The sequence below is a fragment of the Methylobacter marinus A45 genome (assembly GCF_000383855.1).
In the GTDB taxonomy this organism is placed as follows: Bacteria; Pseudomonadota; Gammaproteobacteria; order Methylococcales; family Methylomonadaceae; genus Methylobacter; species Methylobacter marinus.
On record NZ_KB912877.1, the window covers coordinates 1,947,857 to 1,969,988 of the forward strand.

The 22,132-nt window shown below is 54.9% G+C and carries 22 protein-coding genes; 7 read left to right on the forward strand and 15 right to left on the reverse strand.

Annotated features, from left to right (window positions below; all coding sequences use genetic code 11):
- Positions 1-540: 540 nt before the first annotated feature.
- Both METMA_RS0108940 and METMA_RS0108945 read right to left on the reverse strand, forming a co-directional pair.
- Positions 541-984, reverse strand: coding sequence for an NfeD family protein (locus tag METMA_RS0108940; RefSeq protein WP_020158741.1), 444 nt, complete (start codon positions 982-984; stop codon positions 541-543).
- 10 nt (positions 985-994) lie between these two features.
- Positions 995-1,915, reverse strand: coding sequence for an SPFH domain-containing protein (locus tag METMA_RS0108945; protein WP_020158742.1), 921 nt, complete (start codon positions 1,913-1,915; stop codon positions 995-997).
- Between the two features lie 321 nt (positions 1,916-2,236).
- Here METMA_RS0108945 and METMA_RS0108950 point away from each other — a divergent pair, with 321 nt between their 5' ends.
- Positions 2,237-2,443 carry a hypothetical protein gene (locus METMA_RS0108950; protein ID WP_232216338.1) on the forward strand — a complete coding sequence of 69 codons (207 nt, stop codon included), beginning with the start codon at positions 2,237-2,239 and terminating at the stop codon, positions 2,441-2,443.
- A gap of 138 nt (positions 2,444-2,581) precedes the next feature.
- Here METMA_RS0108950 and METMA_RS0108955 read toward each other — a convergent pair whose 3' ends face one another.
- Together METMA_RS0108955 and METMA_RS0108960 are read right to left on the reverse strand one after the other, a co-directional pair.
- A complete protein-coding gene (locus METMA_RS0108955) occupies positions 2,582-3,007 on the reverse strand; it encodes a GlcG/HbpS family heme-binding protein (RefSeq protein ID WP_020158744.1) in 426 nt (141 codons plus the stop codon).
- Positions 3,008-3,203: 196 nt separating this feature from the next.
- Positions 3,204-3,755 (reverse strand): arylesterase, encoded by a 552-nt coding sequence (locus tag METMA_RS0108960; RefSeq protein WP_020158745.1) that lies wholly within the window; start codon positions 3,753-3,755, stop codon positions 3,204-3,206.
- 52 nt (positions 3,756-3,807) lie between these two features.
- Here METMA_RS0108960 and METMA_RS0108965 point away from each other — a divergent pair, with 52 nt between their 5' ends.
- The 3 genes from METMA_RS0108965 (at position 3,808) to METMA_RS0108975 (ending at position 7,494) form a co-directional block, all read left to right on the forward strand.
- Positions 3,808-4,497: an ABC transporter ATP-binding protein gene (locus tag METMA_RS0108965; protein WP_027147173.1), complete on the forward strand. Its 690-nt coding sequence runs from the start codon at positions 3,808-3,810 to the stop codon at positions 4,495-4,497.
- Positions 4,494-6,977, forward strand: a complete 2,484-nt coding sequence (locus tag METMA_RS0108970) for an ABC transporter permease (protein WP_020158747.1) — start codon at positions 4,494-4,496, stop codon at positions 6,975-6,977. The genes METMA_RS0108965 and METMA_RS0108970 overlap by 4 nt, the downstream gene beginning before the upstream one ends.
- Before the next feature lie 91 nt (positions 6,978-7,068).
- The gene (locus tag METMA_RS0108975) at positions 7,069-7,494 is read left to right on the forward strand and encodes a hypothetical protein (RefSeq protein ID WP_020158748.1); all 426 of its coding nucleotides are present in this window, start codon (positions 7,069-7,071) and stop codon (positions 7,492-7,494) included.
- A 60-nt stretch (positions 7,495-7,554) separates the two neighbouring features.
- Here the strand turns inward: METMA_RS0108975 and METMA_RS0108980 are convergent, their stop codons facing one another.
- The 8 genes from METMA_RS0108980 to METMA_RS0109020 all read right to left on the reverse strand — a co-directional run bounded on the left by METMA_RS0108980 (position 7,555) and on the right by METMA_RS0109020 (position 16,774).
- Positions 7,555-8,277 carry a tRNA1(Val) (adenine(37)-N6)-methyltransferase gene (locus tag METMA_RS0108980; protein ID WP_020158749.1) on the reverse strand — a complete coding sequence of 241 codons (723 nt, stop codon included), beginning with the start codon at positions 8,275-8,277 and terminating at the stop codon, positions 7,555-7,557.
- A 573-nt stretch (positions 8,278-8,850) separates the two neighbouring features.
- Positions 8,851-9,345, reverse strand: coding sequence for an autotransporter outer membrane beta-barrel domain-containing protein (locus METMA_RS26360; RefSeq protein ID WP_156830474.1), 495 nt, complete (start codon positions 9,343-9,345; stop codon positions 8,851-8,853).
- Positions 9,233-9,583, reverse strand: a complete 351-nt coding sequence (locus METMA_RS28190) for an autotransporter outer membrane beta-barrel domain-containing protein (RefSeq protein WP_084254187.1) — start codon at positions 9,581-9,583, stop codon at positions 9,233-9,235. Before METMA_RS28190 ends, METMA_RS26360 begins: the two co-directional genes overlap by 113 nt.
- On the reverse strand, positions 9,511-10,014 hold the full coding sequence (locus METMA_RS0109000; RefSeq protein WP_156830475.1) for a hypothetical protein: 504 nt from the start codon (positions 10,012-10,014) through the stop codon (positions 9,511-9,513). Before METMA_RS0109000 ends, METMA_RS28190 begins: the two co-directional genes overlap by 73 nt.
- 64 nt (positions 10,015-10,078) lie before the next feature.
- Entirely contained in the window at positions 10,079-10,606 is a 528-nt protein-coding gene (locus METMA_RS0109005; RefSeq protein WP_020158754.1) for an REP-associated tyrosine transposase, read from the reverse strand.
- Positions 10,607-10,763: 157 nt separating this feature from the next.
- Positions 10,764-14,783, reverse strand: coding sequence for a hypothetical protein (locus tag METMA_RS0109010; protein ID WP_040590474.1), 4,020 nt, complete (start codon positions 14,781-14,783; stop codon positions 10,764-10,766).
- 95 nt (positions 14,784-14,878) lie between these two features.
- Positions 14,879-16,231, reverse strand: a complete 1,353-nt coding sequence (gene mpl, locus METMA_RS0109015) for a UDP-N-acetylmuramate:L-alanyl-gamma-D-glutamyl-meso-diaminopimelate ligase (RefSeq protein ID WP_027147175.1) — start codon at positions 16,229-16,231, stop codon at positions 14,879-14,881.
- Positions 16,232-16,261: 30 nt separating this feature from the next.
- Positions 16,262-16,774: an ankyrin repeat domain-containing protein gene (locus METMA_RS0109020; protein WP_020158757.1), complete on the reverse strand. Its 513-nt coding sequence runs from the start codon at positions 16,772-16,774 to the stop codon at positions 16,262-16,264.
- Positions 16,775-16,846: 72 nt separating this feature from the next.
- Here METMA_RS0109020 and apaG point away from each other — a divergent pair, with 72 nt between their 5' ends.
- A complete protein-coding gene (apaG, locus tag METMA_RS0109025; protein ID WP_020158758.1) occupies positions 16,847-17,224 on the forward strand; it encodes a Co2+/Mg2+ efflux protein ApaG in 378 nt (125 codons plus the stop codon).
- Between the two features lie 4 nt (positions 17,225-17,228).
- A complete protein-coding gene (locus tag METMA_RS24330) occupies positions 17,229-18,068 on the forward strand; it encodes a symmetrical bis(5'-nucleosyl)-tetraphosphatase (RefSeq protein ID WP_040590477.1) in 840 nt (279 codons plus the stop codon).
- Positions 18,069-18,163: 95 nt separating this feature from the next.
- Here METMA_RS24330 and METMA_RS0109045 read toward each other — a convergent pair whose 3' ends face one another.
- Together METMA_RS0109045 and METMA_RS0109050 are read right to left on the reverse strand one after the other, a co-directional pair.
- A complete protein-coding gene (locus tag METMA_RS0109045) occupies positions 18,164-19,861 on the reverse strand; it encodes a multicopper oxidase family protein (protein WP_020158762.1) in 1,698 nt (565 codons plus the stop codon).
- A 93-nt stretch (positions 19,862-19,954) separates the two neighbouring features.
- Positions 19,955-20,446 (reverse strand): dihydrofolate reductase, encoded by a 492-nt coding sequence (locus METMA_RS0109050; RefSeq protein ID WP_020158763.1) that lies wholly within the window; start codon positions 20,444-20,446, stop codon positions 19,955-19,957.
- 62 nt (positions 20,447-20,508) lie between these two features.
- On the opposite strand from METMA_RS0109050, the gene METMA_RS0109055 reads away from it, so the two are divergent.
- A complete protein-coding gene (locus tag METMA_RS0109055) occupies positions 20,509-21,525 on the forward strand; it encodes an asparaginase (protein ID WP_020158764.1) in 1,017 nt (338 codons plus the stop codon).
- A 200-nt stretch (positions 21,526-21,725) separates the two neighbouring features.
- Here the strand turns inward: METMA_RS0109055 and METMA_RS28035 are convergent, their stop codons facing one another.
- Positions 21,726-21,854: a hypothetical protein gene (locus METMA_RS28035; RefSeq protein ID WP_020158765.1), complete on the reverse strand. Its 129-nt coding sequence runs from the start codon at positions 21,852-21,854 to the stop codon at positions 21,726-21,728.
- Between the last annotated feature and the right edge of the window lie 278 nt (positions 21,855-22,132).

The following is a 22,132-nucleotide window of genomic DNA, read 5'->3' on the forward strand; positions in this document are numbered from 1 at the left end:
AAAGCAGGCGCGAATCCACTTGCCGACATTCCGCAGCTAATTCAGCCACTACAAGAATACTATTTCACATGGAAATCGCCTGATAATTTATGTTTCGGGTGCGCAATGGGTTATCGGAGAACCACAGGCCAAAGACGAACCGCTGAGCAAGGGCGAACACACAGGTTCGCCCCTACGTGTCTGTTCATTTTACGGCATCAGGATATCAATCCGTAGGAATTGCCAGATTAAAACGCTTGGGAATCAAGGAAAATGAACAGGCCGGTTAACAATCGGTACTGAAATAATTATGATTAGGTCAAATTTTGCCGCGGAGCAGGCACTTGTGCCCCATGGGTATTCGCACTGCCTGTATATCGCGAGTGTCACAGGTCGAATACCCTAAAGGGCACAAGTGAATTCGACCCTACAGTTTCGTAACATCAGTCAATACTCTGAAAATTTTACTCGTCAGAACAAGGCTGACTGAGTACTTGGCAATTTTCGAACCCATTGACCCGCGCTCCCTGACGCCTGCCATAATTGTTGTCTTTACAGCGGCTATTCAACTTTTTCAACATCGAAGACCGTGCCGCGAATGGCCGTGACTTTCACCTTGGTATTGATATCGCAGTCCTCGCCGTGCACTTTCCAGATCGAGTCATCGACTTTTATTTTGCCCTGGCCGTTCACAATCGGCTCATACAGATTGAATACCCTGCCGATATACTGGGCGCCGCGTCTGTTCAGCAAGGGTTGGTCCGAGACTATCGGATGTTTTCTGGCATAGAATCGCCAGGCGACGATGGCCAGCACCGACAATACCGAGAAAACCGCCAGCTGGACGTCCATGCTGATCGATGGCAGCAGCCATAACAGGCAACCTGTGATAAATCCGGCAATCGCCAGCCACACAAAGAAAAAGCCCGGCACTAATATTTCCACAACCAGCAGAAACAGCGCTAACACCCACCAATGCCAAAAAACAAATTCCAGTTCCGCCATGGTTCAACCTCTAGGCCGGAGGATTGGCTTTCGCCATCGCTTCTTTCGCCAGCTCCGAAATCCCGCCGATGGCGCCGATGACACCCGATGCTTCCAGCGGCATGAAGATCAGCTTACTGTTATCGGCCGCGGCGATATTTTGCAAGGACTCGATATATTTCTGCGCGACAAAATAGTTAACGGCTTGGATATCGCCTTTGCTGATGGCTTCGGACACCATCAAGGTCGCTTTCGCTTCCGCCTGAGCCAGACGCTCCCGGGCTTCGGCATCGCGATAGGAGGCTTCCTTGCGGCCCTCGGCTTCCAGAATAACGGCCTGCTTCTCGCCTTCGGCACGCAGGATCTCGGACTGCCGCGCGCCTTCCGCCTCGAGGATGGACGCACGTTTCAAGCGCTCGGCCTTCATCTGCCGGGCCATCGCTTCAACCAGATCCTTGGGCGGCGCAATGTCCTTGATTTCGATACGCGTGACTTTGATGCCCCAGGGCGCCGTAGCGTCATCGACCACAGCCAACAGCCGGGCATTGATATCATCACGGCGCGACAATAATTCATCCAGGTCCATCGATCCCATAACGGTACGGATATTGGTCATGACCAGGTTCAAGATAGCCCAGTCCAGCTTGCTGACTTCATAGGCGGCTCTTGCCGCGTCCATGACCTGATAGAAAACCACGCCGTCGACCGTGACCATGGCATTATCTTTCGTGATGATTTCCTGCGAAGGCACATCCATGACCTGTTCCATCATGACCATCTTGTTGCCGATGCGGTCTATGACCGGCATGATAATATTCAGCCCCGGCGTCAGCGTGTTGGTATATCTGCCGAACCGCTCGACCGTGTATTCCATGCCCTGAGGCACGGATTTAACACTCATAAACACCAGCACCACGGCAAAAACCAGTAACGCTAAAACAAACTCAGTCATACATCCCCCTTATTGTTATTATTCATGAGGAAATCCGTTTAGCCGGCGCTTCACCTGGCATCTTCGTGCCATTCCGTAAAAACGTGCTCTTGATGGGGAACCGGACAGCGGAATTTCAGCATGCAGTCTATGACTCTGAAAGAATCACCATTAAATTTTCGGAACTAAATCAATGAAACCTTTAAAATAGTCCGCCGTGGTAAAACAACCACCCAGATAATAATAATGTAAATTCATCCAAATGTAAGTTTAACGGGTAATAGAATGATACACGCCGCTTTTAACATCGGAATCCTGACATTAATTTTTTTCATCGTCGGCATGATCAAGCCGCAATGGCCTTTATTCTTTATGAAGAAGCCGGACCGTTTCTGGGTTCTTATAATCTCGACCATATTGTTCATGGTCGCAGCGACCTTGTTTGGCGAAGGCAATCGGCGAGCAGAATTGGAACAACCCTCAAAATACTCCCAGCCCCAGGATGCGGTGCCGGTACCTGAAACGGCACCGGCCAAACCGGCTCAATAAAATAGAGCGGTGCTTGCCAATCTCTAAGAACACAGAGTTCCGCTCTGTGTTCTTTGCAGCAACTTTATGCCCTTGCAGGGATAGGCAAAGAAGAGCCCGGCCGCGCGATGCCCTCTCCGGCAACACGACCTTGACAGCTTAAACGCCGGCAATAAATCCGGCTGCCTCTATACCGGCAATCGCGCAACGCTCATCCTGATCCGAAACATCGCCGCTGATACCGACAGCGCCTATCAGGTTATTGCCCTCGTCGCGGATCAGAACGCCGCCCGGAACCGGCATTATTTTGCCATCCGCCATGCCCACCAAGGCATTCATAAATTCCGGCCGCTGTTCCGCCACGGCTTCCAGACTTCGCGATGAGATTCCCATATTGACCGCGCCCCAGGCTTTGGCTGTCGCAATTTGTTGCCTGATCATGGTGGCGCCGTCTTCTCTTTGCATGGCCTTTAAATGGCCGGCTTTATCCAGAACGACCACGGTCAGCGGTGCCAGCTTTAATTGCCGGGCTTTGCGAGTAGCTGCTTGTATGATTTGGTTGGCTTTATCCAGTGTCAATTTCATGGGTAACTCTCTCATTGAATACCTGCTTATAGCGATATGAAAAATACCTTGCCGCCGATTGCGTTTTGCATGTGCTATCGGCAGAGCGGATTGGATACTATAACGCTATTATTCCGCCTCGGCCAATGATTGGAATCAGCCATCGGGGTGCAGCTTATTATCACGCGCTGCCGCAAAGGAGGGGCCGCGGTTTGGGCTACTTCAGCAGCGGCTGCAGATGCAGCCAAACCTTATCGGCAATCATCGGCTGCGCCTTGGCATTAGGGTGCAGGCCGTCCGGCTGCATCAGTTCCTTCACCAACGCGACATCTTCCAGAATAAACGGCATATACGGCACGCCCAGTTCTTCCGACAATTGTGGATAGACGCCATACACCATCTCGGTATAGCGCTTGCCGTAATTCGGCGGAATGCGCATGCTCAACAGCAGGACCTTAGCGCCGGCTTTTTGGGCGCGCCGCGTGATTTCGGCCAGGTTATCCTTCATCAGTTTGGGTGACAGGCCGCGCAGGCCGTCATTGGCCCCCAGCTCCACCAGTACAATTTCCGGCTGATGCGTTGCCAGGATCTTGTCTATGCGTGCCAGGCCGCCGGCCGTCGTATCGCCGCTGATACTGGCATTAATGATTTCATAAGAAGCATTTTCCTCGGCCAGCTTGTGCCGCAACAAAGCCACCCAACCCTGCTGGACTTCAATTCCATAGCCGGCACTGATACTATCCCCGAGTACGACAATCGATTTAGCCATGGCTGTCATGGACATTAGCGAAACTATCAAGGCAACTAAAAATCTAACCATCATGTATCCTCAAGCTGATAAAACATTCAAACCTCTTATAGTAACGGAAAATCTCGGCAAATCGGTCCAAACTTCCGACGGCACATTAGAAATCCTGTCGGCTATCGATTTAAGCATTAACGCCGGCGAAAGCATCGCCATTATCGGCGAGTCCGGTTCAGGCAAATCCACATTGATCAGCTTGCTGGCCGGATTGGATACGCCCAGCACGGGTTCAATTACCCTGGACGGCAAAATCATCACGGTCATGAACGAAGACGGCCGGGCCGCCGTACGCAACGAATTGGTCGGTTTTGTCTTCCAGTCATTTCAATTGCTGCCCGGCCTGACGGCGCTGGAAAACGTCATGCTGCCGCTGGAACTGGCCGGCGACAGAAACGCCCAAGCCTCGGCCACTGCCCTGTTGGACAGGGTCGGCCTGTCGCACCGGCTGTCGCATACCCCCAAGCAGCTGTCCGGCGGCGAACAGCAACGCGTGGCACTGGCCCGCGCCTTTGTCACCGAACCGGCCATTCTGTTCGCCGACGAGCCGACCGGCAATCTGGACAGCAAAACCGGCGAGTACATCATTGAATTATTATTCGAGCTGAACCAGGAAAACCGCACGACATTAATCCTGGTCACGCATGACCCGGCCCTGGCCGCACGCTGCCAGCGCGTTATTAAACTGGAAGCAGGACATATCGTATGACCCGTTTTAACCTGGCACTTCGATTATTATGGCGTGACAGCCGTTCCGGCGAACTGACCATCCTGGTGTTGGCGCTGATCATAGCGGTCACCAGTTCCACAGCCATTTCACTGTTCGCCGACCGTCTGCAGCGCACGATGACCACGCAAGCGGCCGAATTTCTGGCGGCGGATCTGGTCATCGCAAGCCCGACCCTGATTCCCGAAACCTGGCTCGCCAAGGCCGACCAGCTCAATCTGGCCCAGGCACAAACGGTCGAGTTCTCCAGCGTGCTGATGGAAAACGACGAACTGCTGCTGGCCGGCGTCAAGTCCGTCAGCGACTTGTACCCGCTGCGCGGCTATCTGAAAACCACGACTTCGGACTATCTGGCCGAAACGAGCGTCGATAAAGGGCCTGAACCCGGCACGGCCTGGGTCGATAAACGCATTCTGTCCGCCCTTAAACTCAACCTGGGCGATGCCCTGACCGTCGGCGAGAAAAAACTGACCGTCAGCCGCATCATTACCTACGAGCCCGACAAGCGCGGCGATTTTTACAGCTTTTCGCCGCGCGTCATGATCAGCCAGCAGGATCTCAAGGCCACCGGCGTCATACAGCCCGGCAGCCATGTGCATTATTTCTTCCAGTTCAGCGGCGACAGCAAAGCGCTATCCCAATTCAACCGCTGGATCAAACCGCGGCTGAATCCGTCGCAACGGCTGATGGATATTCACGAGGACCGCCCGGAACTGGGCTCGGCATTGAGCCGCGCCGAACGTTATCTCGGCCTGTCCAGCATCGTCGTGATTCTGATCGCCGGCGTGGCCATCGCCATGGCCACGCGCCGTTACACGGAGCGGCACTTCAATACCACGGCTATACTGCGCTGTCTGGGCTGTAAGCAGCGTGAAGTCCTGTGGCTGTATAGCTGCCAGTTTGTCGTGCTGGGCATGCTGGCCAGCGCCGCCGGTTGCCTGTTGGGCTGGTTCGCCCAGGAAGCACTGTTCCATCTGTTAAGGGGGCTGCTGCCCGCGCAAGTCGCCAACCCCGGCCTGCTGGCGGTTTTTTTCGGCTTTATCACCGGTATGGTCATTTTACTGGGCTTCGCCTTGCCACCCATCCTGCGCCTGAAACAAGTTTCACCGCTGCGCGTGTTGCGCCGCGACCTGGAACCCTTGCCGAGCAGCGCATGGCTGATCTATGGGCTGTCCATCGGCCTGGTGTCGGTATTAATTTGGCGCTATACCGATGATGTCAAAATGACCGCGACGATTATCGGTGTCGGCTTGATAGTATTACTGTTGTTGGGGCTGCTGGTTTACTCCGTGCTGACAATGTCCCGCCGATTGCTGCCGCATATGAGCCTGATCTGGCGCTTCGGCCTGCAGGGCCTGTTCAGGAACAGCCGGGCCAGCGTCAGCCAGATACTGGCTTTCAGCCTGACGCTGGTGGCCATGCTGCTCAGTTTTACCGTGCGCACCGATTTGCTCGACAACTGGCACAAGCAACTGCCAGAGCAGGCACCCAATCATTTCGCGCTGAATATTTTCCCGGACCAGCAACCGGCCTTTCAGCAGGAGCTCGAGCAGCAGCAAATCGCCGGCAGCCGGTTCTATCCTGTGGTCAGGGGAAGACTGGTCGAGATCAACCAGACGCCGGTGCAGCAGGTAGTCAGCAAGGACACGCAGGGCGAAAACGCCACACACCGGGAATTGAGCCTGACCTGGTCAAAAGAGTTGCCCGAGGACAATAAGATCACGGCCGGCCGCTGGTGGCAATCGGAGCGGGCCGGGCTGGTTTCCGTCGAGCAAAAGCTGGCCAAGAGCCTGAAAATCAAAGTGGGCGACCGGTTGACTTTTACCGTCGGCAGCGAGCAGTTTGAAGCGACGGTGTCCAGCCTGCGCGATCTGCAGTGGGATACGATGAAACCGAACTTTTACATGATTTTCTCGCCCGGCACGCTGGACGGTTATCCGAGCACCTTCATCACCAGTTTTTACCTGCCCGAAGACCGGAAAAACTTGTTGAATGATCTGATCAAAAAATTTCCCAGCACAACCATACTGGAAGTCGATTTGATTCTGCAGCAATTCAAAACCATCCTGACCCAGTTGACGGCAGCCATCAATTATCTGCTGTACTTTGCCTTGCTGGCTGGTTTCACGGTGTTGTTCGCGGCCGTCTATTCGACGCTGGACGACCGGATTTACGATGGCGCTTTAATGCGCACGCTGGGCGCGAACCGTGCGTTCCTGAGGAAAACCCACCTGATTGAGTTTACCTTACTGGGATTGATATCGGGCCTGCTGGCCGTCCTGATTTCGGAAATTATCCTCTATACTTTATATACGCAGGTCATGCATATGGATTATGTGCCCAATATCTATTTATGGGGAATCATGCCACTGATAGGCGCATTATTCGTGGGACTGGCTGGCTATTGGGGCGTGCGGGGCGTGGTTAATAAATCACCGCTGCTGGTTTTAAGGGAACTCTAATGACATTGGATTAAATTAAGCCGGTTCATATACTATTCATAAATTATTATCTAAACTGCAAGCAAGTAATAACTCAATACAAGGTACTACAATGAAAAAATTAACAACCGTCGGTATCGTTTTCATGGCCAGCACGCTGATCACTGCTTGCGCCAATCAGGGGGGCTTTGGAAATACTTTAGGATTTGGCTGGACCCCGACCGTGGATCCATACAATGATCCTTACGCTTATCGAATCAACCAGGACATGGCGGAGTGTCAGCAAATCGCCGAGCAAAGCGCTGGCGGCACGCTGACAGAGACCGCTAAAGGCGCGGCGGTCGGCGGTCTGATCGGCGGCGCGGGCGGCGCGGCGATAGGCGCAGCCACTGGCGGCAATGCCGGAAAAGGCGCGGCGATAGGCGCATCGGCCCTAGGCGTTGCCGGGGGCGCGCTGCAAGGCTATCAGGCGAGAGATGCCTACAAGAGAGCCTATTCCAACTGTCTCAGAAACCGCGGACACCGCGTCATCAACTAATCTTTAACGATTCCAAGCATCGGATGCACAGGGATGTGTATCTGCCACGATCCAGACTTCCTACTTTCCCGTCCTCAAAAACCGCAGCAGAAAAGCCGATAAGTACTGTTCGCTGACTTGCGTATACACGCCTGCGGATTCATAAACAATCAGATTATCCTTGACCAAAACAGCGGCCGTGCGGCTGAACGTCAGCGCGGCAACCTTAGCCTCGCTGTGCGTATAAGCCCGGTAATCGGTCTGCCTGACCAGGTAAAAACCGGATGCTGCCGCGGCAGCGGCAAACTTCGCTACGGCATGGAGCGGCATCAACAGATACAGCAGTCCCTCCGGCGCGATTAAACGATCGGCAATCCCGATCAAATCGGCATAGCTAAGCCGGTCAGTGTGCCTGGCGATATGCCTGAGCGGATCGCCAGACTTGAAATGATTGTCAAAAAACGGCGGATTGCTGATGATCAGATCGTATGATTGCCCGGCTGCCTTAAGGGCGAAATTCTGAATATCCTGATGAACGGACGTGAGGCGATCTGCCCATGGACTCGCTCCGAAATTGATGCGGCATTCCTGATAGGCTTCGTCAGTCAGTTCCACAGCCGTCACGTGCGCGGCGCCCAGTTGCGCGGCCATCAATGACAACACCCCCGTACCCGCGCCGACATCCAACACCCGATCACCGCCGTTAACAGGCGCCATGGCGCCGAACAGAATACTGTCGGTGCATACTTTCATGGCCGATTGCTTCTGCCGAACCGAGAACTGTTGAAAATTGAAAGTCGTCATGCTTAATCATTCATCGCTGTCTTAAATAACTGGTATTAAGCAATATCATATAAAACCACAGCCGGTTGCCTGGGAATGTAAGCCTTCCGAATAAGATTTGGGCATGATTGACGCGAGCCTCACCTTGCCGACATTCGCGCTCAACCATACCAGGACTGTCCAGAGCCCTCCAGCGTTCGGTTTTCAGCAACGTGCATAATCCATCGGCAATCCAATACCGGCGAATCTCCAGGCAACCATGATCTTTATCCATTTCTTCATGATAATTGTGCCTAATGCCTCTAAAACCGGCATGATCGGTTAAATGCCGGGCATCTTGAGGTTGCCTGTTACTGTCGTCTTTACCCAGAAAGCACCCTTTATCCGATATTCAAACGTGTATTCTAAAAAGAATTTAGGTGTCTCTATAAGATTTAGTTTTACTCTGACACCAGTTATTTGTGTGCGCTTAAACAGCAACGACGGATTTAGACGCGCCCGTGGTCTTTATACACCGTTTCCCGGAGCGGAGTCGGCCAATGTGTAATTGTCTGCATCTGTGCCACCCAGACCAAGTATTCGGCGGGCGCGGTTTTACCACGCCATCTTCAATGTAGCAGAGATATCATGACGATTATCGGTGCCAGCGAATTCACCCTGATAGCCCAGGTTCAGATAGGCCGTCTCAGTGAGCTGCACATTGAGGCCAAGCCCCAATTTGGCACGGTCGCGATCGAGTTTGGGACCATCTACACCGAAGGCAACTTTGGAGGCGGTGGCAAAGCCAGCACGGATACCAGCTTCGGTTTCCATGAACTCATGTACCCAGGCCAGTTCGGCGGAAGGTTGAATGCGATAGCCGTTACCAGTAGTCCAGCTGTGGGCGATACGGGCACCGGTAGTTGAGCGCAGCGAGTCCTGCTGGTCACGACTGACACTCAGATCGGCCGCACCGGCTCCTTCCTCGGTAAAGCCTTCACGGTGAATGTGCGCATATTCGAGTCCGGCAAGGGGGGGTGATGCGGGTGGCGGTGTCGATGATGAATTCGCGCCCACCTTCGACGGCGATGTTGCTTGTCCAGGCATCATAGTCAGCCCTGGCGGTGCTGGTCGAGAGGCCGACCGTGACACGGCGGTTGGCATTGATGTCATGGTAGCCAAGACCGGCGGCGCCGCTGACATAGTAGTCATGACTGAGTAGCCGCCTGCCGTAAATCGCTCCCTGGTAAGTATCGACATCAAGGTCGCCTTCGGCTACATCCGCATCGGTACGGGTGTAGCCGAAGGCGCCGCCGAGAGTGAGCTTTTCGTCAAGATCGAAGTCGATACCGGCAGAGCCATGCCGCCTGCCTTGTAATGAGCGCCGCTCGCATTGCGCGTGCCCTCAATATCCCCATAATTGCCAGCACCACGCAGCCACCATCCGCGTTGGGAAGGCAGATTGCCGTCAAGGAGCGAGACGCCCGCATCGGTCATGGTGTCGGCTTCATTATAGGCAAGCATAAGCTTGCCATCGTGGGCTAGGAACTGGTTATTGCCCTGGATGCGGTCGAACAATAATCCATTGAACTGGTTGATCGAATGCAGGGCAATGATATTGCTGTAGGTATGCTGAACGCCACTGAGCGAATCATAGGCCTGATTGGCGCCATCGACAGTCAGAATATTGAGGTTATTAAAGAGCAGCGTAGGGTGGTTTCGCGCAGCAAACCGCCATTTCAAACAGGCCAGTAATATTGCGGCACATGATGGTTTCAAGGCTCCGCTTGTCGGTGGATTGCCAAGGCGAATCCACCCTACGATTCATCTCTCTTACGCCCTATCATTCCGCCGCTGTCGGCAAATCATCAGGGATGCCGCACCAATCTATAAATAATAGCCCATCCGCAACATAACGGTGGAACGTCGAATACGGCCAATCGACAACCTGTTTCACATAACCGTGTTTCAACGGATTGACATGGATGTAATCGATATGCTGGGCATAATCCCGTTCGTCACGGATCATATGCTCCCAATAGCGTCTCTGCCAAATGCCCCGCTCGCCGCGTCGTTTCCGGACTGCCGATAAGCGTTCGGTCGCTGGCAGACCTTTGGAAAACAGCAGTTTTATCAAGCGCCAACGAAGCGGGTAATCATCGGTATCAGGCGGCAGCGTCAAGACGCAGTGCATGTGATCCGGCAAAACCACCCAGGCATCAATATGAAAGGGATGCAACCGGCGCACCGTGCGGACGGAATCGCGTAACAGATCGATATGGTCGGTCAACAGGGTCCGTTTGCGTTCCAGCAAATTGACCGTAAAGAAATAACAACCGCCCGGCACAAAAACCCGCCGATAATTCGGCATAAAACCTCCCTGTCATCAAATCAATATGGAAAAGCGTAGGGCGGTTTCGCGCAGCAAACCGCCATTTCAAACAGGCCAGTAATATCGCGGAACATGACGGTTTCAAGGCTCCGCTTGTTGGTGGATTGCCAAGGCAAATCCACCCTACGATTCTAGATTATTTTTCCGGCTCAACCGCTGCCTCTTTAGGCTTGGCCGGTTTTTTCTTCCAGAAACCGCCCTGCGAGTAACACCCCCAGCCCCATTTGAGCCAGTTCAGCAGCGATGCGGCCAGCCATAACGACCAGGCCAGCATCAGCAAGCGGTACACGATTAGCGGCACCGATATCAGCATCGCGGTCGGCAACGTCGATGCGCTTCTATCCTGATACCAGTTCAGATTGAAAGCCGAGGATTGATTGCCGGTGATCTGCATATCGGGCGATCCCAGCAGGCCCTGTTCGACGGCCGCGAACAGCAGGCCCAGCGACACCAGCGTCAACAGGCCGATAGCAACCTGCAGCAGATTGAAATAATCGGCCTGGGCGATCGGCTTGCTGGAGCGCCAGCCCAGGAGCATCAGCCAGGCGACCACGATCACGGCCGATGAAACCGGTATCTGGCTGAGCCCGACCAATAATAAAAACCAGTGCCCGCTTTTTAACGGCGTCAGGCGGATTTTGCCCAGGCCCAGCGATAAGATCACGATCACGATCAGTACGCCCCAGAACAAGACGGCCGGGCCGAATTTGGGGCCCAGGGTAAACAAGACCCAGCGATCCTGACCCAGGCCCATATTCAGGCTGGCATTGACGCTGTCCTGGCCCAGATCCACGGATGGCGTGCTGATGATCGGCGCTATTTCCAGCGCCTGCTGCCAGCTCAGTGCAATATCCTGCCTGCCGGGATGAATCGGCACGGTCAGCGTACGGCCTTTTAGCCGCAAGGGCTGAATCGCGCCATCGATGCTAACCGATTGCAGCACGGCATGTTCGGGCAACGTCAGGGTATGCTGAGTGCCCTGGGAACTGCGCAGGCTGATTTTCAGCTCGGCCTCCTGTATGCGCTTGCTGGGCCTGATGCTGAGGCGGCTGTTATCGATCGTCAGCGTTTGGCCTGCCACCGGCTGCGGCCGCGTGATTTCCAGCGTCACTTTTTCACCGGGCCACGGACGCCATGTCGGCAGCCAGTGTCCATCATGGTTTTGATGGATCGTGGCAAGGCCCGAGGTTTCGATATGCCAGATGGGGCTGACATCGGCTGTCCAGATTTCCCGCCAGCGATCCGTCGGCGTCGCCGTCAGTTCGATCCGCTCGGATTTTTTCAGTACCGATTGCCATTCCATGAAGGTCTGCTGCGGCGGCATATTGACCTCGACTTTACCGTCCTTGACGCGCACGCCCGCCGTCGTGACCGATTCGCCCGGCAGCAGCGGCACGGCGATGACTACGGCCGAATCGGCTGGCGAAATCCTGTTGATCTGCGTGATAACGCGCCAGTCCAGGCCCAGCTGCAAGGTGCGCTTGACGCTGACAAACGGCGGCAGAACGCCCGGTTCCAGCGTTGTCCTGGCAGTATCCTGGGTCTGGCTGACGCGGCTGAATTGCAGCTGGTCATCGACGCGTCCGTCTTCCTGCGTGCCGCTGACCTGCCAGCCGCTCGCTTCGATGGTGACATGACGCGGCTTCAGCGGCAGCGGCAGCGTGAACCGGTTCAACAAGGGCGCGGCGCTCAGCACCACCTGATGGTCGCCTTCGCTCAGGTTGATCCATAAACCGTTGCCGCTGCGGTAAAGGCCCTGGGCGGCTTCGCCGTCAACCGAGACCTGACCCGGAAACCATTGCTCGTATTCGGCGGGCAAAGGCACGGCCACGGACTGCCGGGCATGAATCCGCAAAGTCAGCGTCAAGGCCTGGTCTGCGACGGCTATATGCATTTGCGGAATCTGCGCGCAGCCCGGCAGACAGTCGGGCGCTGCCAGCAGCCTGTCGCGCAGCTCGTCGAGCATGGCCTGATCGGGCATATCGGCATAGGCCGGTTGCGGCGGCATCGATATTGCCGGCAGCAGTAAAATCCACAGCAGCAACGGCGTCGCGGTTTTCAGCTTGAATCGGGATTTTTCGACCAGGCCGAACATCAACAGGGCCAGCACGGTAATCAAGGCCACGCGCAGGAAATTGAGCAGCATGGTCATGACCGGCGACAGATACCACAAACTCAGCTCCTGGCTGCTGTCCACGGTACCGTTCCATGACAGATGGACCTTGGTCCATTGCCATTGCGGCAGGCCCGGGCCGGTCTGCACTTTGGCGTTGGGGTCGATGCGCTCGAAGCTGACCGCCTGGTCTTTGTCAAAGGCGGCGCCTGCCCTGACCTGATCCGGCATCGATTTCCTCATCATTTGTTCCTGCATAATCATCGCCTCAGGCTGCGGAGCCATCGCGGCCGTGGCTGGATATTCCGGCGGCATGAGCGTTTGCCAGGGCTTTTCCAGCTGCGGATAAAGCCCCATGCGTATCTGATCGACCATGAACGGAATCGCGATCACGATCAGCACCAGCCAGAAAGCGTTGCGGTACCAGGTCATGAATTTAAGGAATTTGCCTTGCGGCAGGACTTTAATCAGCGCCGTCGCGGCCAGGATATTGAGCCAGACAAAATGAGGCGCGCCGGGCTCGTGCCAGATGATCGCCAGCGTCAGCAAGGCGAACGCCCCCCAGGCCGGATGCCACAGGCGCCCGATCGCCAGCGCCGCGATCAATACCAGAAACAAATCCAGCAGTGTCCAGCGGGCAATCCAGCTGTCCGGCACATTGTCGACGCCGCCCGCCGCCAGCAGGCGCCAGCCCGGCGGCAGGTTCAGTTCGGCGCTGACGTTATGAAAATCCTGCTCCCAACCGACCGCGCTGAGGGTACCGATGCCGCCCACTATGCGACTGTCGGCGTCCAGGGTGATGCGGCCCTGCCTGACTTCCACGCCCTGCCTGTCGGCATCGCGGGTGATGAGCTGGCTCTGGCCGTCCAGCATGACCTGGCCCAACTGTGTCCGGGGCTGGGCATTAAGCCGCCAGCCGCGGGTCATGCGGCCGCTGATCAGGTCATTGATGGTATAGCCGGCGCCGTCAAAATCCAGCCACAGTTTGCGCGTCAGGTTGAGCCGGTTAGGTTCGGGTTCCGGATCGCCGCGGCGTATCAGCTTGAATTTCATGGCCTGCCCCTGATTGATGCGATAGGCGGGCAGATTTTTCCAATCCTCGGGCAGGTTGGTCTGGCTCGGGTCGACCGCGTTTAAGCTTTCAACCTCGACCACGCGCAGGTCGGGCAGCGCATTGAAAGCCCAGATTTCCTCGTTTGGCCAGTCTTTGCTTGCCGCAAGCGGTATCGCGGTCAGTTCGCCCGTGCTTCTGGCCTGCAGTTCGATTTGCCAGCGCCCGGGCCGCACCTGGACCAGCAACTGCCCGTCAGGCTCCAGGCGGGCCGGCAATGGACTTTGTAACTGCAGCGGAATAAAACCTTCCAGCAACGGCAGTGCGAGTTTGATTTCGCGTTGCGTGCCGGAGACTTCCAGGTCCATGCGCGTCAAAACCCGTAACGGCACGTCATCGATGATTTTACGGAACACCTGGATATCGAGGCTGTTCCGCTGGTCTTCGGACTTTCGCCGGCCGCTGTCGCTGTCTTTCAGCCACAGTTGCCCGTTCTTGATGGAGGGAGTTTGTACAGGCTTGCCGTTGACATGCAGACTGATCAGACCGGTGTCTCCGGGGATGGTCAGGATGTCCGGCAGCGACTCCCATAGAAATTGACCTTTGATCTCGTACACCCCGGCCTCCAGCTGGACAGCCGGCCTGCCGTTTTTATCCGTGACCAGCGCCGGTTGGTTATTGGCTGTGACATTGAGCGGCCAGTAGCGATGATCGCCCGGCAAGCTGACCCAGCTTTCCTGATAGACTTTCCAGCTAATGGCGAAGGTGCCTTTTTCAGGCGTGATGTCGAGGCTTAACCGGGTCGGCCAGCTGCAGCGCTTTTGCTCGTAGCTGTTATAGATAAAGGGACAGACGCGGTCCTGGTCATGCTGCAGCACCCAGTCGATCCAGGGTTTGAGCGGCGCCGGCACCTGTTCCGGCGCCAGCGGCTCGGCCGGAGCGAGCGGGGGAAAAAACAACATTACTGCTAACAGCCAGACGATGCGACTCATGATGCGCTCCAAGTATCCTTTATTATTATTCGCCATGAAGGACACGAACGCCCCCCGGAGACAGGGCGTTCGTGTTCTTCGTGGTTATTCAGTCTTCAACTTAATTCATCCCGCAGGCGCTGATAGATACCGCCGAAACCGCCGTTGCTCATCAGCACGAAATGCCCCCCATAACGGGCTTCCCGTTTAAGTTTAGCGATGATTTCATCCAGCGACTGGCAGATTTCAATATTGCCGGCATATTTTTTCAGCGCGCTCAAATCCCAGCCCAGGCCCGGCGGCTGGTAGATCAGAGCCTGATCGGCGCCGCTCAGGGATTGCGCCAGGGTTTGTGTGTGCACGCCCATGCGCATGGTATTGGACCTTGGCTCCACGATGGCGATGATGCGCTCGGCCCCGACCTGTTTGCGCAGGCCGTCCAGCGTCGTCGCGATCGCGGTAGGGTGGTGGGCAAAATCATCATAAATCGTGACGTCGTTGATGCGGGCGATGACTTCCATGCGCCGCTTGACGTTCTGGAACTTCGCCAGCGCCGCTATGGCATCGGCGGGCAGGATGCCGACATGCCGGGCCGCCGCGATCGCCGACAGGGCGTTGTAAACGTTATGCCGGCCGGTCAGGGTCCAGTCGACCGTACCCTGCACCCTGCCGTCCTGCCATACATTGAACCGGCTGCCGTCGGCTTGAAGCAATTCGGCGTTCCACGGCGCGTCGGCGTCGATCGAGGTGTGAGTGACCGGCGTCCAGCAGCCCATGGCCAGGACGTCCTGGAGATTGGCGTCGTTCTTGGGGCTGATGATCTGGCCTTCGCCGGGCACGGTACGCACTAGATGGTGGAACTGGCGCTTGATGGCATCGAGATCGGGGAAGATATCGGCATGATCGTATTCCAGATTATTCAGTATGGCCGTGCGCGGGCGGTAGTGGACGAATTTGGAACGCTTGTCGAAAAAGGCACTGTCGTATTCATCGGCCTCGATGACAAAAAACGAGGATTCGCCGAGCCTGGCCGAAATGCCGAAATTCAAGGGGATGCCGCCGATCAGAAAGCCGGGCTTGAAGCCCTGGTGCTCGAGTATCCAGCTCAGCATGCTGGTGGTCGTGGTCTTGCCGTGCGTGCCGGCCACGCCCAGTACCCACTTGTCCTGCAACACGTGCTCGGACAGCCATTGCGGCCCCGATACGTATTTCAGTCCCTTGTTCAGCACCGCTTCCACTTCCGGATTACCGCGCGACAGGGCATTGCCAATGATGACCAGATCGGGCTTGCCATCGAGATTTTCGGCGCGGTAGCCTTCCATCAGCTGGATGCCTTGTTGTTCGAGCTGGGTGCTCATGGGCGGGTACACATTCTGGTCCGAACCGCTGACCTGATAGCCCAGCTGCCTTGCGATCAGCGCAAGCCCGCCCATGAATGTCCCGCAAATACCTAAAATGTGAATATGCAATGTCTTATCCTGATCGGTGTTGGTAACGAATTATTTTTTCTGCTCCGGTTTCCCGGCATTTGGGGTTTTCGACGGGGTATCTTCAATCGGCCTGTCGCCCTCTTCCCTGGCGCCGGCTTTTTCGAGCAGCTTGATGATGGCTTCGCCGCTGGTTTTTTGGGCTTTCACCATGACCGTGACGTTTTGCTTGTCGGCCGCGTTGACATCGGCGCCGGCGGCAATTAATAAGCTGACGATGGCTTCATGACCGAATACCAGCGCATCCATCAATGCCGTGTTGCCGGCGTTGTCGGCCAGATTGACGTTGGCGCCGTATCCGAGCAGGGTTTTGACGATGCGCCGGTTGCCGCTGAAACTCGCGGCCATCAAAGCCGTGCGCTGGCTGGCCGTTCTGCCGTTGACATCGATGCCCTGCGCCAGCAGGGACTCCACTCTTTCAACCTTGCCCGTCATCGCCGCCGCGAACAAGTCGTTGATATCCTCCGCGTAAGCCATATCGGACAATGCGAACCCCAGGATAAAACAGACGGCTTTGTATTTCATGCGGAATAGGTGCTTGCGTTTAGTGGTAAGTTACGATCAAATAGCTACGTTATTAATCTATATCATCTAATAATGAGCGAAAAAAATAAAATATTAGTTGAAGCCAAGCCGCATTTCATCGAAGCGCAGTCTTCTCCTGATGAGAACCGCTATGTTTTCGCCTATACGATTACGATTACTAATATCGGCGAAATTCCGGCCAAGCTGCTGACGCGCCACTGGCTGATCACCGATGCCAACGGCAAGGTTCAGGAAGTCAGGGGCGAAGGGGTGATCGGCGAGCAGCCTTATATCAAGCCCGGTGAAACCTTCCGCTACACCAGCGGCGCCATGATAGAGACGCCGGTCGGCACGATGCAGGGCAATTACACGATGCATTCCGATGAGGGTTATGATTTCGATGCCGCCATTCCCCGGTTCACGCTATCCATCCCCAGAACCCTGCACTAGTTAAATGTCCATCTATGCCATCGGCGATATTCAGGGTTGTTTTGATGAGCTGTTAAGACTGCTGGACGCCATCGCTTTCAATGAAAACACGGACCAGTTGTGGTTCGCGGGCGATCTGGTCAACCGCGGGCCGAAGTCGCTGGAAACATTGCGCTTCGTCAAGGGGCTCGGCGACGCCGCCGTGACCGTGCTCGGCAACCACGATCTGCATTTGCTGGCCGCGGCCTGCTCGCCAAGACCGCCCGGCAAGCACGATACGCTGGCTCAGGTGCTGGACGCGCCGGACCGCGATGAATTGCTAGACTGGCTCAGGCACCGCCCGCTGTTCCATTACAACGACAAATTCTGTCTGCTACATGCCGGCCTGCCGCCGCAATGGGATTTCAACAAGACCCGGAAGATGGCCGTATTTGCCGAGAAAGCCTTAAGAGGCCCAGACTATCAGCGCCTGTTAACGCACATGTATGGCAACAAGCCCGATATCTGGTCGCCGACGCTGACCGGCCTGGCCAAACTGCGGTTTATCATCAATTGCTTCACGCGCATGCGCTATTGCGATGCCTACGGTCGCCTGGATTTCATCCATAGCGGGCCTGTCGGCTCCCAACCTGAAAAACTGATACCCTGGTTTCAGGTGCCTAACCGCAAAAACGCCGGCATGCGCATCATCTTCGGCCACTGGTCCACTTTGGGCTATTATGAGGGCCAAAATTGCTACGCCATCGATACAGGCTGTCTTTGGGGAGGTCAGCTGACCGCCTTGAAGCTGGGCGAGCCCGTGCAGCGTTTCAGTATCGATTGCCCCGGCGCCAAAAAGCCCGACAAGGTTTACTCGGTCTGTTAGGATTCGGCTAAAATAACATTCGATGTCGCCAAGTTAAGGCCTTTTCCGCCCCCGCCCGGCAAGTCGCGATGAGGGCATCGCTCCCACCATGGCCGTCAGTGCACATAAAAATTCCGCATCATGCCCAGATCCTCATGTTCCAGGTTATGGCAGTGATAAAGGAACAAGCCCTTAAAGTCCTGGAACGGCTTGATGATTTCGATCTCTTCCCCGGGCATGACCAGCACCGTGTCTTTCCAGCCGACATCGATAAAGCCGTGTCTGACGGTCTCATAGTCTTGCCTGTCGACATGCCCCTCTTTGCGCGACAGCACCTGGAATTGCTGGCCGTGCAGATGGATCGGATGCGCCATCGCCATCATCATGCCTCCCATCATGCCCATGCCCCCGCCTCTATCCCCCCTCATCCCCATGCCTCCCCGTCCGCCGCCGTGGCCCATGCCTTCCATGTCATGGCTTTGCTCTGAAGCCCCCTGTTCCTGATGGGCTTCATGCGGATGGAAGATCTTGATTTTCTTGATCGAGCCCAGCTTGACCTTTTCGATCTCCATGACCTCGTCCAGCGAAAAAGGCCGCCCGTTCACCAAAGGCCTCATGTGTCTCTCGGTAATCGCAATCGGCAGCGGGTTATCGGCATTATCGACATCGCTTTCGCTCAGCTTTTTCAAGGACGCCAGCCGCGCCGGCAATTCGGGGGAATCGCCGACTTTCTCGGTGATGTTGAATATCGCGATCGGGAATTTCTCGCCCTGAGCCAGTCCGCCGCCCATCATCCCCATGCCGCCTCCGCGCATGCGCTGCATACGCTCAAACATCGGCGGCATGGTGCCGCTGAAAGGCAGGCTGTACAGGACCAGCTTCGAGCCGACCGGACGGCCGCTGAAATCCAGCCATAAATCGTACCGTTCGCTCGGTCCCAACATGATATAGGGCCTGGTCTCGGGCTTTTCCAGCAGACTGACGGCGGACCCGATCGCCGTCAGCGGCGTACCGTCATCCCAGCCCAGCTTGTAGATGCGCGAGTTGGAACCATTCAACACCCGGAACCGGTAGGCGCGCGTTTTGACGGAGAATTCGGCATTGGGCTTGCCGTTGACCAGGATCGTATCGCCCAGAAAGCCTATCATGCGGTCGCGCATGCCGCGCACGTACTGCAGCTGGCCGTTACGATTGAATTGCTTGTCCTGGATGACCAGCGGCCGGTCGTATTCGCCATCCGGCAGACCCAGCGCTTTTTCGTTTTCATCGGTGACCTTGAGCAGGCCGGCAAGTCCGAAGTAAACCTGCGGTCCTGTCAGATTATGCGCGTGCGAGTGGTAGAAACTGGAACCGGCGTTGTTCAGGACTTCAAATTCATAGACAAAGCGTTCACCGGGTTCGATCGAATACATGGGGTGACCGTCGCTTTTCTGCGGCACATGCATGCCATGCCAGTGTACGATCGAAGGCTCGTACAGATTATTGTAGAAGTAGATTCTGACTTTCTGGCCTTTCACGAAACTGAGCGCCGGCCCCAAATAGCTGTCTTCAAACGACTGCACCGTGTTTTCAGGGCCTTTCAACAATTTTGCGAAGTATTTCTGCACCCTGGTTTCGGCGCCGTTGTTCAGGATAGGCACGAGCACTTCGCGCGCCGAGAATTCGATTTCCACATCGGGTTTGAAACCCGGCGTCGGAACGCTGCTTGCCGACTTGGGGTTGGCCAGCAGCAGTTCGGGAATCATCGCGGCCGCCGCACCGAAAGCGGAATACTGTAAAAACTGACGTCTGCCGTAATCGATTGAATGAATCATTTTTACCCTTCCTTATGCTCGATAGTATGGGTTAACAGACCGGCCTATTCCTTCAATCCCTTCCCGGCATCAAATCTAACTTAAGCCATTGGTTTATTTTATTTTTTCATATTTTATAAAACTGTAGCCGAATCCGGCGTCAGGATCGCTGTCAACATCCTCGCGCGACACCTCGGCCCAATGCCGGGTATCGATTTCCGGGAAAAAAGCATCGCCTGAAAATGCCTTATGGATCAAGGTCACATAAAGCGTATCGGCCAACGGCAGCATCGATTGATAAAGCTCCGAACCGCCAATTACAAAAACTTCCTGGAACTTTCGACAGCAACTTTCCATCGCTGTTTCAATATCGTTAAAAACCAGGCAGCCTTCCTGCCGATAGGCCGGGTCCCTGCTGATGATCACGTTTGTGCGGCCGGGCAAGGGCCTGCCTATCGATTCATAGGTCTTCCGGCCCATGACAATGGGCGATCCCATGGTGATCTGTCTGAAGCGTTTAAGGTCGGCCGATAAATGCCACGGCAGCTGATTATTGATGCCGATAACCCGATTGCTAGCCATCGCGACGATAAGTGATATTTTCATTTTTAATGCACAAATGCTTTGATATTCTTTAAGGTATTATTAACAAACTACTGCATCATACTATGAAAAATATTCTGGTTGTATTCACCGGAGGAACAATCGGCTCCACGGCAATCGGCGGCACCATCAGCACCTCCGATGCGGCACCGTACAAATTGATCCAGTTGTTTCAGCAGCACCACGCCAGCCGTGAACAGATCAGTTTCCACAGCATCCAGCCCATTCAGATCCTGAGCGAAAATCTCGCGCCAGTGGTCTGGGAAAAGCTTATTGCCGTCATCGAGGCGCAAGATATCGGCCGCTACGACGGCATCATCATCACCCACGGCACCGACACGCTGGCGTTTACCGCGGCGGCGCTGGATTTGTACTTCAATACGCTAAATATCCCGATACTGCTGGTTTCCAGTGATCGGCCGCTGGATCATCCCGAAGCCAACGGCCTGCCCAATTTTATCTGCGCCGTTGAATATATCCTGCAGCGGCACGAGCCGGGCGTGTTTGTCCCCTACACCAACCGCAACCAGACCACGCAGCTGCACCGGGGCACGCGCCTGGCGTCGTCGCTGCAACTGGGCGGCGATTTCATGAGCGTGCAGGGCAAAAGCCATTGCCGGTTCGTCAATGGCGCTTTCACGCAAAACGGCTTTACCGACACCCATAAACAGCGCCAGCCCGTGCCGCTGAAGGCCGATTTTTCCAAGCGCGTGCTGCTGGTCAAGCCGTATCCGGGGCTGGATTATCGCTATATCAATCTGGATGCGGTCGATGTGGTGCTGCACGACTTATACCATTCCGGCACGGCCTGTTCCTCGGCGCAATGGGGCGATCAGTTTTCGCTGCTGGTCTTCATCAGGCAATGCCGGGAACGCGGCATCAAAGTCTATCTGGCGCCGGCGGTGAAATCCGACAACGCCTACGAAAGCACGCGCGAGTTACTGGAAGCGGGCGCGCAAATGCTCTGGAACCTGTCGCTGGAGACGGCTTACGTGAAGCTGCTGCTGGCCTACGGCAATTTCAGCGACGAACGGCAGATCATGGACTTTATCGATCGGGATGTGGCCTGCGAGCATGTGTAGGCCGGGTTGGAGCTTTAGCGGAAACCCGGCATCAGGGGCTTCGAAAATGCTGGGATTTAACATGTGCAGAAAAATCTATTGAAAAAAAAACTACTTTAGTGTATTTTCATGCATTTGTTTGTTCCTAAAATATTTTTTGATATTGTAAGGTACACTTCAAAAAAAGCCTCCCTGTGCTACTCACACAGGGAAACAAAGTGTTATAAAAATTTGCTAATTTTTAAACTGAGAACTAAAGCCAAAATTGCGACTAACAGTCCCATCATCGCGATGATGGCCATTTTATCGCTTGGATTAGCAATCAGTATTTTCTTCAAAATATCTAGCATTAAGGAATCTCCTTTTTTACAGGTTAATAATGCTGGTTAATAAACCGTCATCAATTTCAACTTGACGGACCCTTTAATAAAAGTCGGTTATTGCGAGTAACCGACTTTTTTCTAGACCTTATTTATTCATAAAAATAAACAAAGGATCATTTGATATTATCAATAGTTATCAGTCACATTGAAAATTAATAATATTAAAGCAGTTTAATATTATTAATTTTGAAATCAACACTTGACATGCCAATTTCCTATTTATGGTCGCCAAAGATTATACTCAA